Below are 15,860 nucleotides of genomic sequence, written 5' to 3'. Positions count from 1 at the left end.
GGCCGAGACCGCGTTCACCCGCGCCTGGAACCGCCGAGACCGCACCATCGAGTTCGTCGAGATCCACCACACCCGCCTCGACCACATCCAGTACCGACCACGATGAGCCGGGCCGCGCTCACCCAGCGGGGTGCCCGCGTCCGCGTCACCATGGACGCATGAGCGACCCCATCGAGGAGACCACCGACGTCCGGACGCAGGAGGCTCTGCGCTCCCTCGAGAAGGCCCTGGAGGACCCCGAGATCGCGGACGCCTTCCGCGGCGTGCAGGAGCACCTCGGGTCCTTCACCTTCGACCCGGTCGGCACCCTCGACGAGGACTGACCCTGCGGCTCCCCGGGTAGGAGTCGAACCTACGTCGCTTGTCCTGATTCAAAGTCAGGCGGGCCCTGCCGGCAGACCAACCGGGGATCGTCGCGACGCACGGCCACGACGGCCGTCCCAGGCTACCCGAGCGGGCGGACGGCGACCGCGAACGTCCGACGGAACGGCAGGACCGTCCCGTACGGCCGGCGAGGGTAGGCCTCGCGCAGCGCCGCCTGGTACTCCGTGACGAACTGCTCCCGCAGACCGTCCGGCAGCGCCTGCAAGACCGGGCGCGCCCCCGTGCCCTTGACCCACTCGAAGACCGGGTCGTCGCCCGGCAGCACGTGCAGGTACGTCGTCTCCCAGGCGTCGCACGACCAGCCCAGCGACGCGAACAGGTCGAGGTACGTCTGCGGACCCGTCCCCCGCACCGAGAGCACGCCCGCCGTGTGGTCCGCGTACGCGGGACGGTCCGCGACCTGGCGCATCAGCGCGTGGCTCGGCGCGTCGGCGTTGTTCGGCACCTGCACGGCGATCGCGCCACCGGGCGTCACGTGCTCCGCCAGACGCCGCAGGACGTCCTCCTGCTCCGGCACCCACTGGAACATCGCGTTCGACGTGATCACGTCCACCGGTCCGTCGGGTGACCACGTCGTCACGTCCGAGACGACGTACGACGCCGCAGGGTCCTCGTTCGTGGCCGTCGCGCGCGCGACCATCTCCGGCGACGCGTCGACGCCCAGCACGCGGGCGTCGGGCCAGCGCCCACGCAGCACGGTCGTGAGGTTGCCGGCTCCGCAGCCGAGGTCGGCCACGACGTCGGCGTCCGACGGCACCCGGGCGACCAGGTCGACGAACGGACGTCCACGGTCGTCGGCGAAGCGCAGGTACTGCTCCGGGTCCCACCTCATGCGGAACCCCGCAGCGCCGCCTCGACCTGCGCGGCCACCGACATCAGGAGCGGGTCCTGCTCGCGGCGAGCGACGAGCTGGACGGCCAGCGGGAGCCCCCGCTTGCGCGACCGGCCGACCGGGAGCGAGACCGCCGGCAGCCCCGCGTGGTTCCACTGCGCCGTGTACGGGTAGAACGCGTTCATGCCGAGCACGGTGCGCAGGCCGCCCTTGCCCGCGAAGTGCCCGACGGGCAGGGCCGGACCGCTCATGACGGGCGACAGGAGCACGTCGACGCCGAGCCGGTCGAGCACCGTCGAGCCGAACCGGTGCCCGGCGCGCTGCGCCCACGTCACGGCCGACGGGCCGAACGGACGGCCGAGGCGCACCACCTGACGGGTGCGTGGCTCGAGCAGCGACGGGTCGTCGACGCGCGACGCCGACTCGGCGATGCCGGCCAGGTAGCGCACGGTGAGCGCCTTCGCGTCGAGACCGTACGGCACCTTGACGGTGGTGACCTCGTGCCCGATCCCGTCGAGCAGGCCCGCCACGTGGTCGACGGCCGACTTCACGTCGCGGTGCAGCGGATCGGGACGCCCTGCGGCCGCAGCGCTGGTCGTCACGCCGATCCTGAGCGTCCGTGGAGCCGTGTCAGCCGCGTGCGCGAGCGCGCCGGGAGCACCGTGCCCCACCGCGTCGAGGTAGACGGCGGTGTCGCGCACCGTCGGGGTCACGCAGCCCTGCGTCGAGAGACCGTGCCAGCCCCCCGAGCCAGGCACGAACCCGTGGGTCGTCTTGAACCCGACGAGACCACAGCTCGCCGCGGGGATGCGGATCGAGCCGGCACCGTCGGACGCCGTCGCCACCCCGACCGCGCCCGCGGCGACGAGCGCGGCCGACCCTCCGGACGAACCCCCGGGCGTGCGGTCGAGGTCGTGCGGGTTGCGCGTCACGCCCCGGGCCGCCGACTCGGTGAACCCGTAGATCGCGAGCTCGGGGAGCGTCGTCGTGGCCACCGGGACGGCACCCGCCGCGAGCAGCGCCTCGACGAGCGGGCCGTCCTGGCGCGCCACCTGGGTGACCGCCCGCGACCCCAGCCCGGTCACCCGTCCGGCGAGGTCGACGTCGTTCTTGATGGCGACGGGCACGCCGAGCAGCGGCCCCGTCTCGCCGCGGGCGATCCGCGCGTCGGCCTCCGTCGAGGCGTCGAACGCCTCGTCGGCGAGCAGCTCGACGACGGCGTTCACCCGGGCGTCCTCACGCTCGATCGCGTCCAGCGTGGCGATGGTCAGCTCGCGCGCGGACACCGTGCGGTCGCGCAGCAGCGGAACGAGGGTGGCCGGGCCACGGCCCACGAGGTCGTCGACGTCCATGGGCGACACCGTAGGCCCCCACCGGCTCGACAACAATCTCGACATCAAGATTCTTGACGAACTACAGTGTCGCCATGGGTGCTGACGAGCTCGACGAGGTCGACGGCATCGTCGCGGCCTGGCAGCGCGAGCGCCCCGACCTGGACACGCGCCCCATGCAGGTGCTCAGCCGGGTCACCCGTCTCGCCCGCCACCTCGACCGCGCGCGCCGGGCGGCGTTCGCGGCCCACGCGCTCGAGCCGTGGGAGTTCGACGTGCTGTCCGCCCTGCGCCGGTCGGGTCCGCCCTACCAGCTCTCCCCCGGCCGGCTCGTCACCGAGACCATGGTCACGAGCGGCACGATGACGAACCGCGTCGACCGGCTCGCGGGGCGCGGGCTCGTCGCCCGCGAGGCCGACCCGGGCGACCGGCGGGGCGTGCTCGTCACCCTCACGGCCGCGGGGCGCGCAGCCGTCGACGCCGCCCTCGACGAGCTCCTCGAGCAGGAGCGCTCGCTGCTGTCGAGCCTCGACCCGGACGACGCGGACACGCTGGCCGCGTCGTTGCGCACGCTGGCTCGCCACGTCTGACCCGACGTCGGGTCAGTCGGCGACCTCGAGCCACCGCTCCTCCAGGCGCTCGCGCTCCGCGACGACCTCCGCGTGCTCCGCGGAGAGCGGCACGAGTCGGGCCGGCTCGGTCGCCGCCTCCACCATGCGTCGCTCGAGGTCGGCCTCCTGCGCGCTCAGCCGCTCGATCTGCCGCTCCAGGCGGGCCGCCTCCTTCCGCGCCTGACGGTCCTGGGCGGAGCCGCTGCCCGGCGACCCGGCCGGGACGGTGGGCGATGCCGGCGCGGGAGCGGGCACATCGGACCCCGCGGGCTGGGCGGACCGACGCAGCCGCAGGTACTCGTCGACGCCGCCCGGCAGGTGTCGCAGCCGGCCGTCCAGCACCGCGTACTGGTGGTCGGTCACCCGCTCCAGCAGGTAGCGGTCGTGGCTGACGACGAGCAGCGTGCCGGGCCACGTGTCGAGCAGGTCCTCGATCGCCGCCAGCATGTCGGTGTCCATGTCGTTGGTCGGCTCGTCGAGGATCAGCACGTTCGGCTCGTCGAGCAGGGTGAGCAGCAGCTGCAGGCGACGGCGCTGGCCGCCCGACAGGTCCTTGACCCGGTTCGAGAGCTGGGCGCTGGAGAACCCGAGCCGCTCGAGCATCTGCGACGGGGTCACCTCCGCCCCGTCGGCCTGGTAGCTGGCGCGCCGCGACGCCACGACGTCGCGCACGCGGTCGTCGGCGATCGCGTCGAGCTCCGTCAACGCCTGCGTCAGGGTGGCCACGCGGACCGTCGTGCCGCGCTTCACCCGACCGCGCGAAGGCTCCAGCCGGCCGGCGACGAGCGAGAGCAGCGTGCTCTTGCCCGCGCCGTTGGGGCCCAGGATGCCGGTCCGCTCCCCCGGCGCGATCCGCCACTCGACGTGCGAGAGCACCTCGCGGTCGCCGAAGGAGACCGACACGTCGAGCAGGTCGACGACGTCCTTGCCGAGCCGCGCCGTCGCGACCCGCCGCAGCTCGACGCTGTCGCGCACGGGCGGCTCGCGCTCGATCAGCTCGTTGGCCGCGTCGATGCGGAACTTCGGCTTCGACGTGCGGGCCGGCGCGCCGCGCCGCAGCCACGCCAGCTCCTTGCGCAGGAGGTTCTGCCGACGCGACTCGGCCGCAGCGGCCTGGCGGTCGCGCTCGACGCGCTGCAGCACGTAGGCGGCGTACCCGCCCTCGAACGGCTCCACGACCGCGTCGTGGACCTCCCAGGTGTCGGTGCACACCTCGTCGAGGAACCAGCGGTCGTGCGTGACCACCACGAAGGCGCCCTGCCCCGACGCGAACCGCGCGTTCAGGTGGGCCGCCAGCCAGGTGACGCCCTCGACGTCGAGGTGGTTGGTGGGCTCGTCGAGGAACAGCACGTCGTGCTCGTCGACGAGGACGGCGGCGAGCGACACGCGGCGACGCTGGCCGCCGCTGAGGCCGGCGACGGGACCGTCCCAGTCGACGTCGCCGAGCAGCCCGGCGACGACGTCGCGCACCCGCGGGTCGCCCGCCCACACGTGCTCGGCGGTGTCACCGACGACGGTCTGCGCGACCGTGAGCCCGGGGTCGAGCGTGTCGGACTGGTCGACGTAGCCGACGCGCAGGTCGCGACGCCACGTGACCCGGCCCTCGTCGGGCTCGAGCCGACGTGCCAGCACCCGCATCAACGTCGACTTGCCGTCGCCGTTGCGGCCGACGACGCCGACGCGCTGCCCCTCGGCCAGGCCGAGGGTGACGTCGTCGAGGACGTCCTTCGTCGGGAACGACAGCTGCAGCCCCTCGCCGCCGATGAGCGGGGTCCGACGGCCGGCCGGTGCGGCCACCTCAGACCACCCGCACGCCGGGCACGGGCCCGATCGACTGGACGACGTCGGCGCAGCGCCCCGTGCCGGCAAGCGCGATCGCGATGTCGAGGCTCTGCTGCTCGTCGGCGGCGAGGAACACGCACGTGGGGCCGGAGCCGGACACCAGCGCGCCGAGCGCACCGGCCTCCACCCCCACCTCGAGGGTCTGGGCCAGGTCGGGCCGCAGCGAGAGCGCGGCCTCCGTGAGGTCGTTGGAGAGGGCGGCCCCGAGCGCGACGGCGTCGCCCGAGCGCAGGGCCGCGAGCAGCGCGTCGGGGACCTCGGGCGTCGCCAGCTCCCGGTCGGCGTTCAGCCGGTCGAACTCGGCGTACACCGAGGCCGTCGACAGTCCGATGCCGGACACGGCGACGACCCAGTGGTAGGAGCCACGCGCCAGGACCGGGCTGACCAGCTCGCCGCGTCCGCCGCCGATCGCGTTGCCGCCGTGCAGGAGGAACGGCACGTCGCTGCCGAGACCGGCCGCGACCGGCTCGAGCTCGTGCCGCGACCACCCGAGACCCCACACGTCGTTGCACGCGACGAGCGTCGCCGCAGCGTCGGCCGAGCCGCCGGCCATGCCACCGGCCACCGGGATCGCCTTGCGGATCACGAGGTCGACGCCGGCCTCGACGCCCGTCTGCTCACGCAGCGCGAGCGCGGCGCGCACGGCGAGGTTGTCCCGACCGCGCGGCACGAGCGACGCCTCGGTCTCGGCGCCCGGGACGTCGCTGGTCGTCTCGACCGTCACCTCGCCGGTGTCGTTCGCCGTCGCCCGGACCTCGTCGTAGAGGTCGACGGCCTGGTAGACCGTCGCGAGCGGGTGGAAGCCGTCCTCACGGACGCCGCCGACGCCGAGGGCCAGGTTGATCTTGGCTGGCACGCGCACGCTGACGGTTCTCACCGCACCAACCTACCGATCCGCTCAGCCGAGGGCAGCGGCGATCCGCGCGAACGCCACGACGTCGAGCTGCTCACCCCTGGCCTGCGGGTCGACGTCGGCCGCGCGCAGGGCCACCTCGGCCGCCGCGCCGGAGCCTGCGAGGCCGGAGAGCGCGGCCCTCAGCGTCTTGCGACGCTGCGCGAAGGCGGCGTCGACGACGCGGAAGGTGGCACGCCGTAGGTCGTCGTCGCCGGGCGTGCCCCGCCGGCGCAGCGACACGAGCGCGGAGTCGACGTTCGGCACGGGCCAGAACACCTGACGTCCGACCGTGCCCGCGAGGGCGACGTCGCAGTACCAGGCCGCCTTGACGCTCGGGACGCCGTAGGTGCGGGAGCCGGGAGGCGCCGCGAGCCGGTGGGCCACCTCGGCCTGCACCATGACGAGCACCGACGCGAGCGTCTCGAAGCGCTCCAGCAGGTGCAGCAGCACCGGGACCGACACGTTGTAGGGCAGGTTCGCGACCAGCGCGGTGGGCGTGGGGCCGGGAAGCTCCTCGACGCGCATCGCGTCGGCCAGGACGAGGTCGAGACGCTCGACGTGACCCGGCGCCTGCTCGGCGACGGTGGTCGGCAGACGCTGGGCGAGGACCGGGTCGACCTCGACGGCCACGACGTGCCGGGCGACCTCGAGCAGCGCCAGGGTCAGCGAACCGAGACCGGGACCGACCTCGACGACGACGTCGTCGGGGCCGATCCCGGAGTCGCGGACGATACGGCGCACGGTGTTGCCGTCGACCACGAAGTTCTGGCCACGCTGCTTGGTGGGCCGCAGTCCGACCGCGTCAGCGATGCGTCGGACGTCGGCCGCACCCAGCAGCGAGACCGGGGTGGGCGGGGTGCCGCTCAGTGCACACCGACCTTCGCGGCGCAGGACCACTGGCCCCAGCCGGAGCGCTGCTGCAGGATCTTCGCGTACTTGATCTGCACCTCGCGGCTGTTCTCGTGCGGGAGGCCGGGGCCGCCGACGCTGTGCCACGTGGCGGCGCTGAACTGCAGGCCGCCGTAGTAGCCGTTGCCGGTGTTGATGCTCCAGTTGCCGCCGGACTCGCACTGCGCGATGCGGTCCCAGACGCTGTCGTCGCCGACCGCAGGGGCCGACTCGGGAGCCGCGGCCGCCAGCGTGGTCTCCTCGGGCTCGGGCTCCTTCGTGCCGCGGAGCACGACGCGCTTGCTGCCCTCGTCGGCGACCTTCTGGGTCAGCACGAGGGTCGAGCGGACCTTGCCGTTCGCGCGGGTGACGAGCACCTTCTGCTGCACGACGCGCGGGGCGCCGGCGCGCAGCACCTTCTCCGTGCCCTTCTCCAGGGTGTCGTCCTCGCGGACCTCCGTCTGCGGGGCGGTGCGCACCGTGCGGGCGGTGTCGACCATGCGCACCCGCACGACGTCGACGCGCTCGCCCGGCTTGACCAGGGCGGCCTCGCCGAGCGCGTCGCCGGCGCGGACCTCGTCGGCGGCACCGAGACGCACGCCGGCCTCCTCGAGCACCTCGCCCGCGGTGGGGGCGGCGCTCGTGACGGTCCGCTTGCGACCGTCGGCGCGGACGGTGAGCTTCTTGGGGTTGGAGACGACCACGGTCGACGCGGTGTCGTCGAGGCGCGTGTCCTTCGCGGCGTTGACCTCGGCACCCTTGCGGGGCGAGACGTCGAGCTCGTCGAGGACGTCGCCGACGGTGGCGGCGTGCAGCCGCTCACGACGCACGGTGCCGTCGACGGCGACCGTGACGTCCTTGGCGTAGCGGACCTTGATCGTGTCGCCGTCGGAGACCGACGCGGTCGGCTCGGCGTCGACGGCGGCGTCCTTCGTGCGGACGTCGTGGCTCTTGAGCAGCGACCCGACGGAGGTGCCGAAGGTGCGGACGGTGGCCTTGCGGCCGTCGACGTCGAGGGTCACGGTCTTGGAGAGGCTGCCGTAGGCGGCGACGCCGGCTCCGAGAACGAGGAGGACGGCCAGGTTGAGGGCGATGACGACGCGCTTCGTGGTCTGGCGGTGGCGGCGCCGAGTGGCGTCCGCGGAGTCCTGGGAGGTGGTCTGAGGGGTGTTCTGTCGAGGGTGGTGCACTGCTTTCCTCTGGTCGGGGACAAGGTCAGCTGGAGATGGGCAGCCCGTCCACCCTGCGGGAGGACGGCGCTGACGTCAAACAGCCGGGGTGTGCCGAGGCCAGGAGCCGCCGAACGCGCGGTCGGTGTTCTCATCGATCGCCCGGCAAAGGTCGTCGACGGATCGGCCCAGGAACTCGGCCATGAAACGCACCGTGTACGGCACGAGGAACGACGCGTTCGGCCGTCCACGGTGCGGCGTCGGTGTGAGGAAGGGCGCATCGGTCTCGACGAGGATCCGGTCGGTCGGCGTGACCGCCAGCGCCTCGCGCAGCGGCTCGGCGTTCTTGAACGTGACCGTCCCGGAGAACGAGAGGTAGGCGCCACGGTCGAGGCAGCGTCGGGCGACGTCGGCGTCGCCGGAGAAGCAGTGCATGACGGTGCGCTCGGGGACGCCCTGGTCGTCGAGGATCGCCAGGACGTCGTCGTGCGCGTCGCGGTCGTGGATGACGAGGGTGCGGTCGTGACGTCGGGCCACGTCGATGTGCGCCCGGAACGAGCGGTGCTGCGCGGCACGTCCGTCGACGCCGGTGCGGAAGTAGTCGAGACCGGTCTCCCCCACCGCCCGGACGGCGGGGTCCTGCGCGAGGGCCTCGATCTCGGCGAGCGCGGCGTCGAGCGTGCCCGCCTGCTCCAGGAGCGGCGCCTCGTTGGGGTGCAGGGCGACGGCCGCGACGATCGCCTCGTGCTGGCGCGCCGTCTCGACCGCCCAGCGCGACCCCTCGAGGTCGCAGCCGACCTGCACGATCCGGTCGACGTTGACGGCCGCGGCCCGGTCGAGGGCGTCCTCGACGTCGATCAGCAGGCCGCCCTTGATCCTGTGGTCGAGGTGGCAGTGGTTGTCGACCACGGGCGACGGGAGCGGCTCGGGCGCGTCGGGCCAGGGCCAGTCGGCCTCGCTCACGCGTCGTCCTCGAGGCGCGGGAACAGGCTGGGCACCTTCGTGACCACCGAGCCCTCCGGCAGACGTCCCCACTGCGCGACGGTCCCGATCGGCTGGTCGGCAAGCGCACCGAGCGCAGGCTCGGCACCCAGCGACTCCCACAGCGACGCGGTGGCGCGCGGCATCACCGGGTGCAGCAGCACCGCGAGCACGCGCAGACCCTCGGCCGCGGTCACGAGGATGGTGGCGAGCCGCTCCCGCTGCGCCGCCTCGTCCGCCTGCTTCGCCACCTGCCAGGGCGCCTGCTCGGTGAGGTAGCCGTTGAGGGCCTCGACGATCCGCCAGACCTGCGCCAGCGCGTCCTGCGGCGCGATCCGGTCGATCGCCCGGTCGGCCTCGACCGAGGCCTCCGCGACGAGCGCGACGAGCGCCTCCTCGGCGGCCGTGTGCTCACCGGCGGCCGGCAGCGTGCCGTCGAAGTACTTGCCGATCATGGCCGCCACCCGCGACGCCAGGTTGCCGAACCCGTTGGCGAGCTCGGCGTGGTAGCGGGCGCGCATGTCCTCCCACGAGATCGAGCCGTCGGAGCCGAACGTGAGCGCGCGCGAGAAGTAGTAGCGGTAGGCGTCGGAGCCGAACACTTCGACGATCTCGTCGGGGCGGATGCCGTTGGCCTTGCTCTTGCTCATCTTCTGCCCGCCCACCAGCAGCCAGCCGTGCGCGAACACGCGGTGCGGTACGGGACGTCCGGCGGCCATCAGCATCGCCGGCCAGATGACGGCGTGGAAGCGCGCGATGTCCTTGCCGACGAGGTGCACGTCGGCGGGCCACAGCTCGCCGAAGCGCTCGTCGTCGACGCCGTAGCCGGCGGCGGTGACGTAGTTGAGCAGCGCCTCGATCCACACGTACATGACGTGCGAGGGGTCCCACGGGACCTGGATGCCCCAGTCGAACGTGGAGCGGCTGATCGAGAGGTCCTTCAGGCCCCGCCGCACGAAGGAGACGACCTCGTTGCGCGCCGACTCGGGCTGGATGAAGTCGGGGTTCGTCTCGTAGAGCTCGAGCAGCCGGTCGGCGTACTTGCTGAGCGGGAAGAAGTAGTTCTCCTCCGTCACGTGCTCCACGCGCGACCCGTCGAGCGCCGAGACCTTGTGCCCCTCGTCGTCGCCCTCGCCGTCGACGACGTCGTCCTCGGCCACGAACTCCTCCGAGCCGACCGAGTACCAGCCGCTGAACTCTCCCTTGTAGACCTCGCCGCGGTCGTACAGGTCCTGCCAGAACGCCTGGGCGCTCTTCTCGTGGCGCTCCTCGCTCGTGCGGATGAAGTCGTCGTTGGCGATGTCGAGCAGCTCCAGCAGCGGCTTCCACTCCGTCTCGACCAGCCGGTCGGTCCACTCCTGCGGGGTGGCGCCGTTCTGCTGCGCCTTGCGCAGCACCTTCAGGCCGTGCTCGTCGGTGCCCGTGAGGTACCAGACGTCCTCGCCGCGCTGACGGTGCCAGCGGGTCAGGACGTCGCCGATGACCGTCGTGTAGCCGTGGCCGATGTGCGGGGCGTCGTTGACGTAGTAGATCGGCGTGGTGACGTAGTAGGACACACCACGATCCTAGTGACCCGGTGGGACGCCCTCAGCGGGCGTGCGCGGCGTCGTAGACGACCCGCTTGCGCACGCCGGTGTCGGCGGCGACCTGGGCGACCGCGTCCTTGCGGCTGAGCCCCGTCGCCTCGGCGTCGGCCACGAGGGCGCGGAGCGCGTCGGCGTCGAGGTCGGCGACGACGGGGACGTGGCCGGCGACGACCAGGGTCACCTCGCCGCGCACCCCGTGCTCCTGCCCGTCGGCCCAGGCGACGAGCTCGGCGAGGCTGCCGCGGGCGACCTCCTCGTACGTCTTCGTCAGCTCGCGGCACACGGCGGCGGCACGGTCGGCCCCGAGCGCGGCGGCGAGCGCGGCGAGGGTCGCGCGGGTGCGGTGCGGCGACTCGAAGAAGACCATCGTGCGCTGCTCGGTGGCGAGCGCCGCGAAGGCACGGTCGCGCTCGCCCGCCTTGCGGGCCGGGAACCCCTCGAAGCAGAACCGGTCGACCGGCAGGCCGCTGACGGCGAGCGCCGTGAGGACGGCCGACGGTCCGGGGATGGCGCGCACGTCGACGTCGGCCTCCAGCGCCGCGGCCACGAGCCGGTAGCCGGGGTCGGACACGCTCGGCATCCCCGCGTCGGTGACGAGCAGGACGTCGAGCCCGGCCAGGAGGTGCTCGACGAGTTCGGGCGTCCGCTCCCGCTCGTTGCCCTCGAAGTAGGACACGACACGTCCGCCGACCTGGGCCCCCAGGTCGCCCGCGAGCCGCCGCAGCCGCCGCGTGTCCTCCGCGGCCACCACGTCGGCCGCCCCGAGCGCCGCCACCAGCCTCGGCGACGCGTCGTCGGGCCGACCGATGGGCGTCGCAGCGAGGATCAGCACCCCCTCATCCTCCCACCCGCACCGTCCGCCCCCCGAGCGGTGGATCCTCCACCGAATGCGCGGGGAGGGGCGCCGACGGTGGATCGTCCACCTTCTCAACGCTCACAAGGTGGAGGATCCACCTCTGAGCGCGTGTCCACAGCCAGGCGCCGGACGGCGGGGACGTCGTCCACAGGATCGAGACGACATGTCCCCTGACCCGCGCCGAGCGAGTCGGATGGCTCCATGCGCCGTCCAACTCCCCTTCCATCCGTCCTCGCCGGTCGTGCGTTCCACCGCTCGGAGGCGATCGCCGTCGGGATCAGCCCCCGGATGCTCGAGCACCCACGGTTCGTCCAGGTCTTCCCCCGCGTGTACCGCTCCCACGACACGCACCTCACCACGCTCGAGCTGATCGGGGCAGCGCGCCTGGCGCTACCGCCAGACGCCCAGCTCAGCCACCTCACGAGGCCCCTGGGCCTCGACTTCGGCCCGCTCCTGCCACTGCGGTTCACCCTCCCCCGCGACCACCACCTCACCTTCGACCGGATCTTCGTGCATCGGACCGTCGCGATGCCCCCGCACCGAGACGGCTCCATCGACGTCGAGGGCGCCTTCGTGATGGCCGCCGCCGAGCTCCTGCCGATCGAGGTGGTGATGGTCGGCGACTGGCTCCTGCACCGCGGCCACCTCCGGCTCGACCCCCTGCAGCGTCTCTTGGACGACCAACCCTGGCGAGTCGCCGCCCCCCTCGTGCGGCGCATGCTCCCCTGGATGGACCCGGCAGCAGCGAGCCTGCAGGAGAGCCGGCTCCGTTGCCTGGTCGTCGCCTCCGGGCTGCCCCGGCCCGCCGTCAACGTCGACCTCCACGACGCCGCCGGGCGGTTCCTGGCTCGTGGCGACCTCGTCTACGTGGTGTGGCGGCTCCTCCTCGAGTTCGAGGGTCGCCAGCATGCGCTCGACGTCCGCCAGTTCCAGCACGACGTCCATCGCTACGGACGGTTGCGCGAGGAGGCGTGGGCGTACCTCCAGGTGACGTCGGAGATGCTCGCCCATCCACGGACGACGGTGCTGGAAGTGCATCGAGCACTCGTGCGCGCGGGCTACGACGGACCGGCGCCACACTTCGGCCGGACGTGGCACGCTCTCCTGGCGGCTCCCTTGGTCGGCGCCCCCGGAACCAGCGGTGCTCTTTCCACCTTCTGAGGTCTGTTCGGGTGGTTGATCCACCGCTCGGCACGAGGACACACCATTCGGTGGAGGAGTCACCGCTCGGGTGGGTGACAGGATGTGCCCGTGGAGGCACGGGATCGGGTGGTGGGCTGGCTGGGACCGGCGGCGGTGGCGCTGCTGGCGCTCGGGCTGCGGGTGTGGCACCTGGGTCGGCCGAACCTGCTCGTCTTCGACGAGACGTACTACGCCAAGGACGCCTTCTCCCTGCTGCAGCACGGCTACGTCCAGGACTTCGTGTCCGACGCGAACGAGAAGATCGTCGACGGCGTCCTGACCGGGCTGACGAACGGCCAGCCGGCCTACATCGCGCACCCGGACGGCGGGAAGTGGCTGATCGCGGTCGGCGAGGCGATCTTCGGCATGAACTCCTTCGGCTGGCGGATCAGCGCCGCGGTCGTCGGCGCGCTCACGGTCCTGGTGCTGGCCCGCCTGGTGCTGCGGCTCACCGGGTCCGTGTGGGTGGGGTGCCTCGCGGGACTCCTGCTCTGCCTCGACGGGCTGCACTTCGTCATGTCGCGGACGGCGCTGCTCGACGTCTTCCTGACGTTCTGGGTCGTCGCGGGGGTGGCCTGTCTCGTCGCTGACCGCGACGCCGTGCGCGAGCGGCTGGGCACCTACGTCCACTGGCGGCCGTGGCAGCTGGCCGCCGGCGTGTGCTTCGGCATGGCCGTGGGCACCAAGTGGAGCGGGCTCTACGTCCTCGCGGCGTTCGGCGTGGTGGTCGTCGTGTGGGAGGTGCTGGCCCGCCGCACCTACGCCCGGACGCACGCCGCGCACGGCGCGAGCGACGCGGACGTGTCGACGGTGCCGCGGTTCGGCTGGGTCCGCACGACCCTCGCGACGGGCCTGCCCGCGTTCGGCTACCTCGTGCTCGTCGCCCTGGTCGTGTACCTGCTCACCTGGACCGGGTTCCTGCTGCACCAGGAGGCGTACGCCGTCCGGTACGGGCTCGGCGACCCGTCGTGGGGGTCGTACGTCAGCTCACCGACGCCGGGCTTCCTCGGCGGGGTGCTCGACGCGTTCCGCTCCCTGTGGCACTTCCACGTCATGGTCTTCGACTTCCACACCGGCTCCTACCTCGCGGGCAAGACCCACCCGTACGCGTCGAACCCGGCCGGCTGGCTGCTGCTCGAGCGGCCCGTCGCGTTCGACGCGCAGTTCAAGCTCCCGGCCACCGCGTGTGGGGCCCCCGAGGGCTCGACGTGCATCCGCGAGGTCACCGCGCTCGGCAACCCGGCGGTGTGGTGGCCGGCCGCCGTCGCCGTCGTGGCCGCGGTGGTCGCCTGGATCCGCACCCGCGACGGTCGCTGGGCGGTGCCGGTCGTCGGCGTCGCGGCGGGCTGGCTGCCCTGGTTCGGCAGCACCGACCGACCGATCTTCAGCTTCTACGCCGTGCTCGTGGTGCCGTTCATGATCGTGGCGCTGTGCCTGCTCGTCGACGAGGCCCGACACTGGGCCGACACCGCCCAGCGACGCTACGCGGTCGGCCTCGGCGTCGGACTGCTGGTCGTCGCCGTCGTCGCGTGCTTCTGGTACTTCCTGCCGATCTGGACCGACCGGACCATCCCCTACGACGCGTGGCTCGACCGGATGTGGTTCCGCCGCTGGATCTGAGGCCTGCGCCCCGTCCCGCGATCAGCGCGCGGCGGCGCGGGTCGCGGTCCGACCCTCGAGCGCGAGGCCGAGGATCCACGCGATCTCCTGCGCGGCGACGGCCGCAGGCTTCGACGGTCGCGTGATCGAGGAGAGCACGAGCCGCACCACCGCCTCGACGGCCACGACGAGCTCGGCGTCGTCGAACGGCAGCGGCGCGAACCGGTCCAGCAGCTCCTGCCGCACGACGAGCGACGCGGCCTCGACGATCTCGCCCGACTCGGTGGTGAGGACGCTGAGCAGGTCGCCGTCCTGCTCCGACGGCACCGACGTGACGATCGTGCGGACGAGCAGGCTGCGCTCCCCGAGCTCGAGCGCGCCCTCGCACGCCGACCGGACGGCCTCGACCACGTCGTCCGCGGCTCGCAGCCGGTCCCGCACGACGGCGAGGAACCGGTCGAGCTCGCGCAGGGCGAGCGCCTGGGCGAGCGCGTGCTTGGTGCCCAGCTCGTTGTGCACCGTCTGACGGCTCACCCCGGCGAGGCGCGCGATGCGCGCCATCGTGACGGCCGTCCACCCGTCGTCCTCCACCACGTGCTGGGCGGCGTCGAGCAGGCGTTCGCGGGTCGAGGGCACACCCGCACGGTACGCCCCCGCGCCCAGCGCCAGGTCGGTCATGTCGCCTGCAGCGCGGCGGCCAGGTCGTCGGTCGTGTCCAGGGCGGACACGTCGGGACGGGCCTTCGCACCGATGGCCTGACGAGCCACCCGCACCTCGGCGGGCCGGCCGATCGAGACGGCGCCGCGCAGGACCCCGTCGTCGAGCAGGAACGCGGTGAAGTCGCGCGCCTCGAGCGAGCCGCGCACGACGAGCTCGTGGGCCGCCGCGGGCCATCCGGTCACCTGCAGCGTGTGGCCGTACTGGTCGGACCAGCACCACGGGACCTCGTCGAAGGCCGCGTCCTGGCCGGCGACGTTGCGGCCGACGGCCGTGCCGTGGTTCTGCGCGCCCTGCCAATGCTCGACCCGTTCGGGACCGCCGCGCAGCACGCTGGGGCGCAGCACGACGTCGCCCGCGGCGTAGACGTCGGGGGCGCTCGTGCGGCCATGGTCGTCGACGACCACGGCTCCGCGCTCGACGGCGAGGCCTGCGGCGGCGGCGAGCTCGCCGTTCGGCGCCATCCCGACGGCCACGACGACCACGGGCGCGGACCAGCGCCGACCGTCCGCCGCCTCGACGACCGTCTCGCCGTCGTCGCCGGCGACGATCGCGGTGACCTCGACGCCGAGCTGCAGGTCCGTGCCGTGCGTGGTGTGCAGCTCGGCGCACAGCGCACCGAGGTCGGGCGGCAGGAGGTGCTGCAGCGGCGACGCGGCCGCCTCGAGAAGGGTCACCTCGGCGCCGAGCTCCCGCGCGCTGGCGGCGATCTCGGACCCGATGAGCCCCGCCCCGACGACCACGAGCCGGCCGCCGGGACGCAGCGCCTCGAGCACGCCGTCGACGTCGGCCAGGTCGCGGAGGGTCCGGACGCCGGGCGCGTCGGGTGCGGTGATCGCCTCGAGCGTCCGGGCCCGACCTCCGGTGGCCAGCACCAGGCTGCCGTAGTCGAGCTCCTCCCCCGACGCCAGCGTGACGCGGTGCGCCTCGACGTCGATGGCAGCGACCCGCTCGCCCGTGCGCAGGTGCACCCGCTGCGCCTCGTAC

Annotated in this window: 15 protein-coding genes and 1 tRNA gene; 4 read left to right on the top strand and 12 right to left on the bottom strand. The window is 73.3% G+C overall.

The genetic code is table 11. From position 1 onward, the window contains the following. Positions 1 to 158 precede the first annotated feature (158 nt). Positions 159 to 323: a hypothetical protein gene (locus tag A6Q79_RS01780; protein ID WP_158509177.1), complete on the top strand. Its 165-nt coding sequence runs from the start codon at positions 159 to 161 to the stop codon at positions 321 to 323. 8 nt (positions 324 to 331) lie between these two features. Here A6Q79_RS01780 and A6Q79_RS01775 read toward each other — a convergent pair. The 3 genes from A6Q79_RS01775 to A6Q79_RS01765 form a co-directional block, all read right to left on the bottom strand. Further along, positions 332 to 410 (bottom strand) — tRNA-Gln (locus A6Q79_RS01775). A gap of 35 nt (positions 411 to 445) precedes the next feature. After that, the gene (locus A6Q79_RS01770; RefSeq protein WP_286690983.1) at positions 446 to 1,216 is read right to left on the bottom strand and encodes a methyltransferase domain-containing protein; all 771 of its coding nucleotides are present in this window, start codon (positions 1,214 to 1,216) and stop codon (positions 446 to 448) included. After that, positions 1,213 to 2,568 (bottom strand): amidase, encoded by a 1,356-nt coding sequence (locus A6Q79_RS01765; protein WP_286690982.1) that lies wholly within the window; start codon positions 2,566 to 2,568, stop codon positions 1,213 to 1,215. The genes A6Q79_RS01770 and A6Q79_RS01765 overlap by 4 nt, the downstream gene beginning before the upstream one ends. A 74-nt stretch (positions 2,569 to 2,642) precedes the next feature. Here A6Q79_RS01765 and A6Q79_RS01760 point away from each other — a divergent pair, with 74 nt between their 5' ends. Then, entirely contained in the window at positions 2,643 to 3,137 is a 495-nt protein-coding gene (locus A6Q79_RS01760; protein WP_286690981.1) for a MarR family winged helix-turn-helix transcriptional regulator, read from the top strand. Positions 3,138 to 3,149: 12 nt separating this feature from the next. Here the strand turns inward: A6Q79_RS01760 and A6Q79_RS01755 are convergent, their stop codons facing one another. The 7 genes from A6Q79_RS01755 to rsmI all read right to left on the bottom strand — a co-directional run bounded on the left by A6Q79_RS01755 (position 3,150) and on the right by rsmI (position 11,351). Beyond that, a complete protein-coding gene (locus A6Q79_RS01755) occupies positions 3,150 to 4,955 on the bottom strand; it encodes an ABC-F family ATP-binding cassette domain-containing protein (RefSeq protein ID WP_286690980.1) in 1,806 nt (601 codons plus the stop codon). Position 4,956: 1 nt separating this feature from the next. Continuing rightward, a complete protein-coding gene (locus tag A6Q79_RS01750) occupies positions 4,957 to 5,877 on the bottom strand; it encodes a 4-(cytidine 5'-diphospho)-2-C-methyl-D-erythritol kinase (RefSeq protein WP_067855329.1) in 921 nt (306 codons plus the stop codon). Positions 5,878 to 5,898: 21 nt separating this feature from the next. Then, positions 5,899 to 6,792 (bottom strand): 16S rRNA (adenine(1518)-N(6)/adenine(1519)-N(6))-dimethyltransferase RsmA, encoded by an 894-nt coding sequence (gene rsmA, locus A6Q79_RS01745; protein WP_289016648.1) that lies wholly within the window; start codon positions 6,790 to 6,792, stop codon positions 5,899 to 5,901. Next, on the bottom strand, positions 6,759 to 7,973 hold the full coding sequence (locus A6Q79_RS01740) for a resuscitation-promoting factor (protein WP_289016647.1): 1,215 nt from the start codon (positions 7,971 to 7,973) through the stop codon (positions 6,759 to 6,761). The genes rsmA and A6Q79_RS01740 overlap by 34 nt, the downstream gene beginning before the upstream one ends. Positions 7,974 to 8,048: 75 nt before the next feature. Beyond that, complete coding sequence (locus tag A6Q79_RS01735; RefSeq protein ID WP_286690978.1) at positions 8,049 to 8,915, bottom strand: TatD family hydrolase; 867 nt, start codon at positions 8,913 to 8,915, stop codon at positions 8,049 to 8,051. Further along, the gene (gene metG / locus A6Q79_RS01730; protein WP_286690977.1) at positions 8,912 to 10,489 is read right to left on the bottom strand and encodes a methionine--tRNA ligase; all 1,578 of its coding nucleotides are present in this window, start codon (positions 10,487 to 10,489) and stop codon (positions 8,912 to 8,914) included. The genes A6Q79_RS01735 and metG overlap by 4 nt, the downstream gene beginning before the upstream one ends. A gap of 31 nt (positions 10,490 to 10,520) precedes the next feature. Then, positions 10,521 to 11,351, bottom strand: coding sequence for a 16S rRNA (cytidine(1402)-2'-O)-methyltransferase (rsmI, locus tag A6Q79_RS01725; RefSeq protein ID WP_286690976.1), 831 nt, complete (start codon positions 11,349 to 11,351; stop codon positions 10,521 to 10,523). Between the two features lie 225 nt (positions 11,352 to 11,576). Here rsmI and A6Q79_RS01720 point away from each other — a divergent pair, with 225 nt between their 5' ends. Further along, the gene (locus tag A6Q79_RS01720) at positions 11,577 to 12,536 is read left to right on the top strand and encodes a hypothetical protein (RefSeq protein ID WP_286690975.1); all 960 of its coding nucleotides are present in this window, start codon (positions 11,577 to 11,579) and stop codon (positions 12,534 to 12,536) included. A gap of 90 nt (positions 12,537 to 12,626) precedes the next feature. Further along, entirely contained in the window at positions 12,627 to 14,177 is a 1,551-nt protein-coding gene (locus tag A6Q79_RS01715; protein WP_286690974.1) for a dolichyl-phosphate-mannose--protein mannosyltransferase, read from the top strand. Between the two features lie 21 nt (positions 14,178 to 14,198). Here the strand turns inward: A6Q79_RS01715 and A6Q79_RS01710 are convergent, their stop codons facing one another. Together A6Q79_RS01710 and A6Q79_RS01705 are read right to left on the bottom strand one after the other, a co-directional pair. After that, complete coding sequence (locus A6Q79_RS01710) at positions 14,199 to 14,792, bottom strand: TetR/AcrR family transcriptional regulator (RefSeq protein WP_286690973.1); 594 nt, start codon at positions 14,790 to 14,792, stop codon at positions 14,199 to 14,201. Positions 14,793 to 14,830: 38 nt separating this feature from the next. Next, positions 14,831 to 15,860, bottom strand: a 1,030-nt coding sequence (locus A6Q79_RS01705; protein WP_317695701.1) for an FAD-dependent oxidoreductase, incomplete at its 5' end; no start/stop codon positions are given.

It is taken from the genome of Aeromicrobium sp. REDSEA-S32_B7 (assembly GCF_001626145.1).
Lineage (GTDB): Bacteria > Actinomycetota > Actinomycetes > Propionibacteriales > Nocardioidaceae > Aeromicrobium > Aeromicrobium erythreum.
The sequence above is the reverse complement of the archived record's forward strand: the minus strand, read 5'-3'. Positions and strand labels throughout refer to the sequence as shown.

What these genes read in the sequence shown, in the direction of transcription:
- A6Q79_RS01780 (WP_158509177.1), top strand. Translation starts at nt 159, where the DNA reads ATGAGCGACCCCATCGAGGAGACCACCGACGTCCGGACGCAGGAGGCT.
- A6Q79_RS01770 (WP_286690983.1), bottom strand. Translation starts at nt 1,216, where the DNA reads ATGAGGTGGGACCCGGAGCAGTACCTGCGCTTCGCCGACGACCGTGGA.
- A6Q79_RS01765 (WP_286690982.1), bottom strand. Translation starts at nt 2,568, where the DNA reads ATGGACGTCGACGACCTCGTGGGCCGTGGCCCGGCCACCCTCGTTCCG.
- A6Q79_RS01760 (WP_286690981.1), top strand. Translation starts at nt 2,643, where the DNA reads ATGGGTGCTGACGAGCTCGACGAGGTCGACGGCATCGTCGCGGCCTGG.
- A6Q79_RS01720 (WP_286690975.1), top strand. Translation starts at nt 11,577, where the DNA reads ATGCGCCGTCCAACTCCCCTTCCATCCGTCCTCGCCGGTCGTGCGTTC.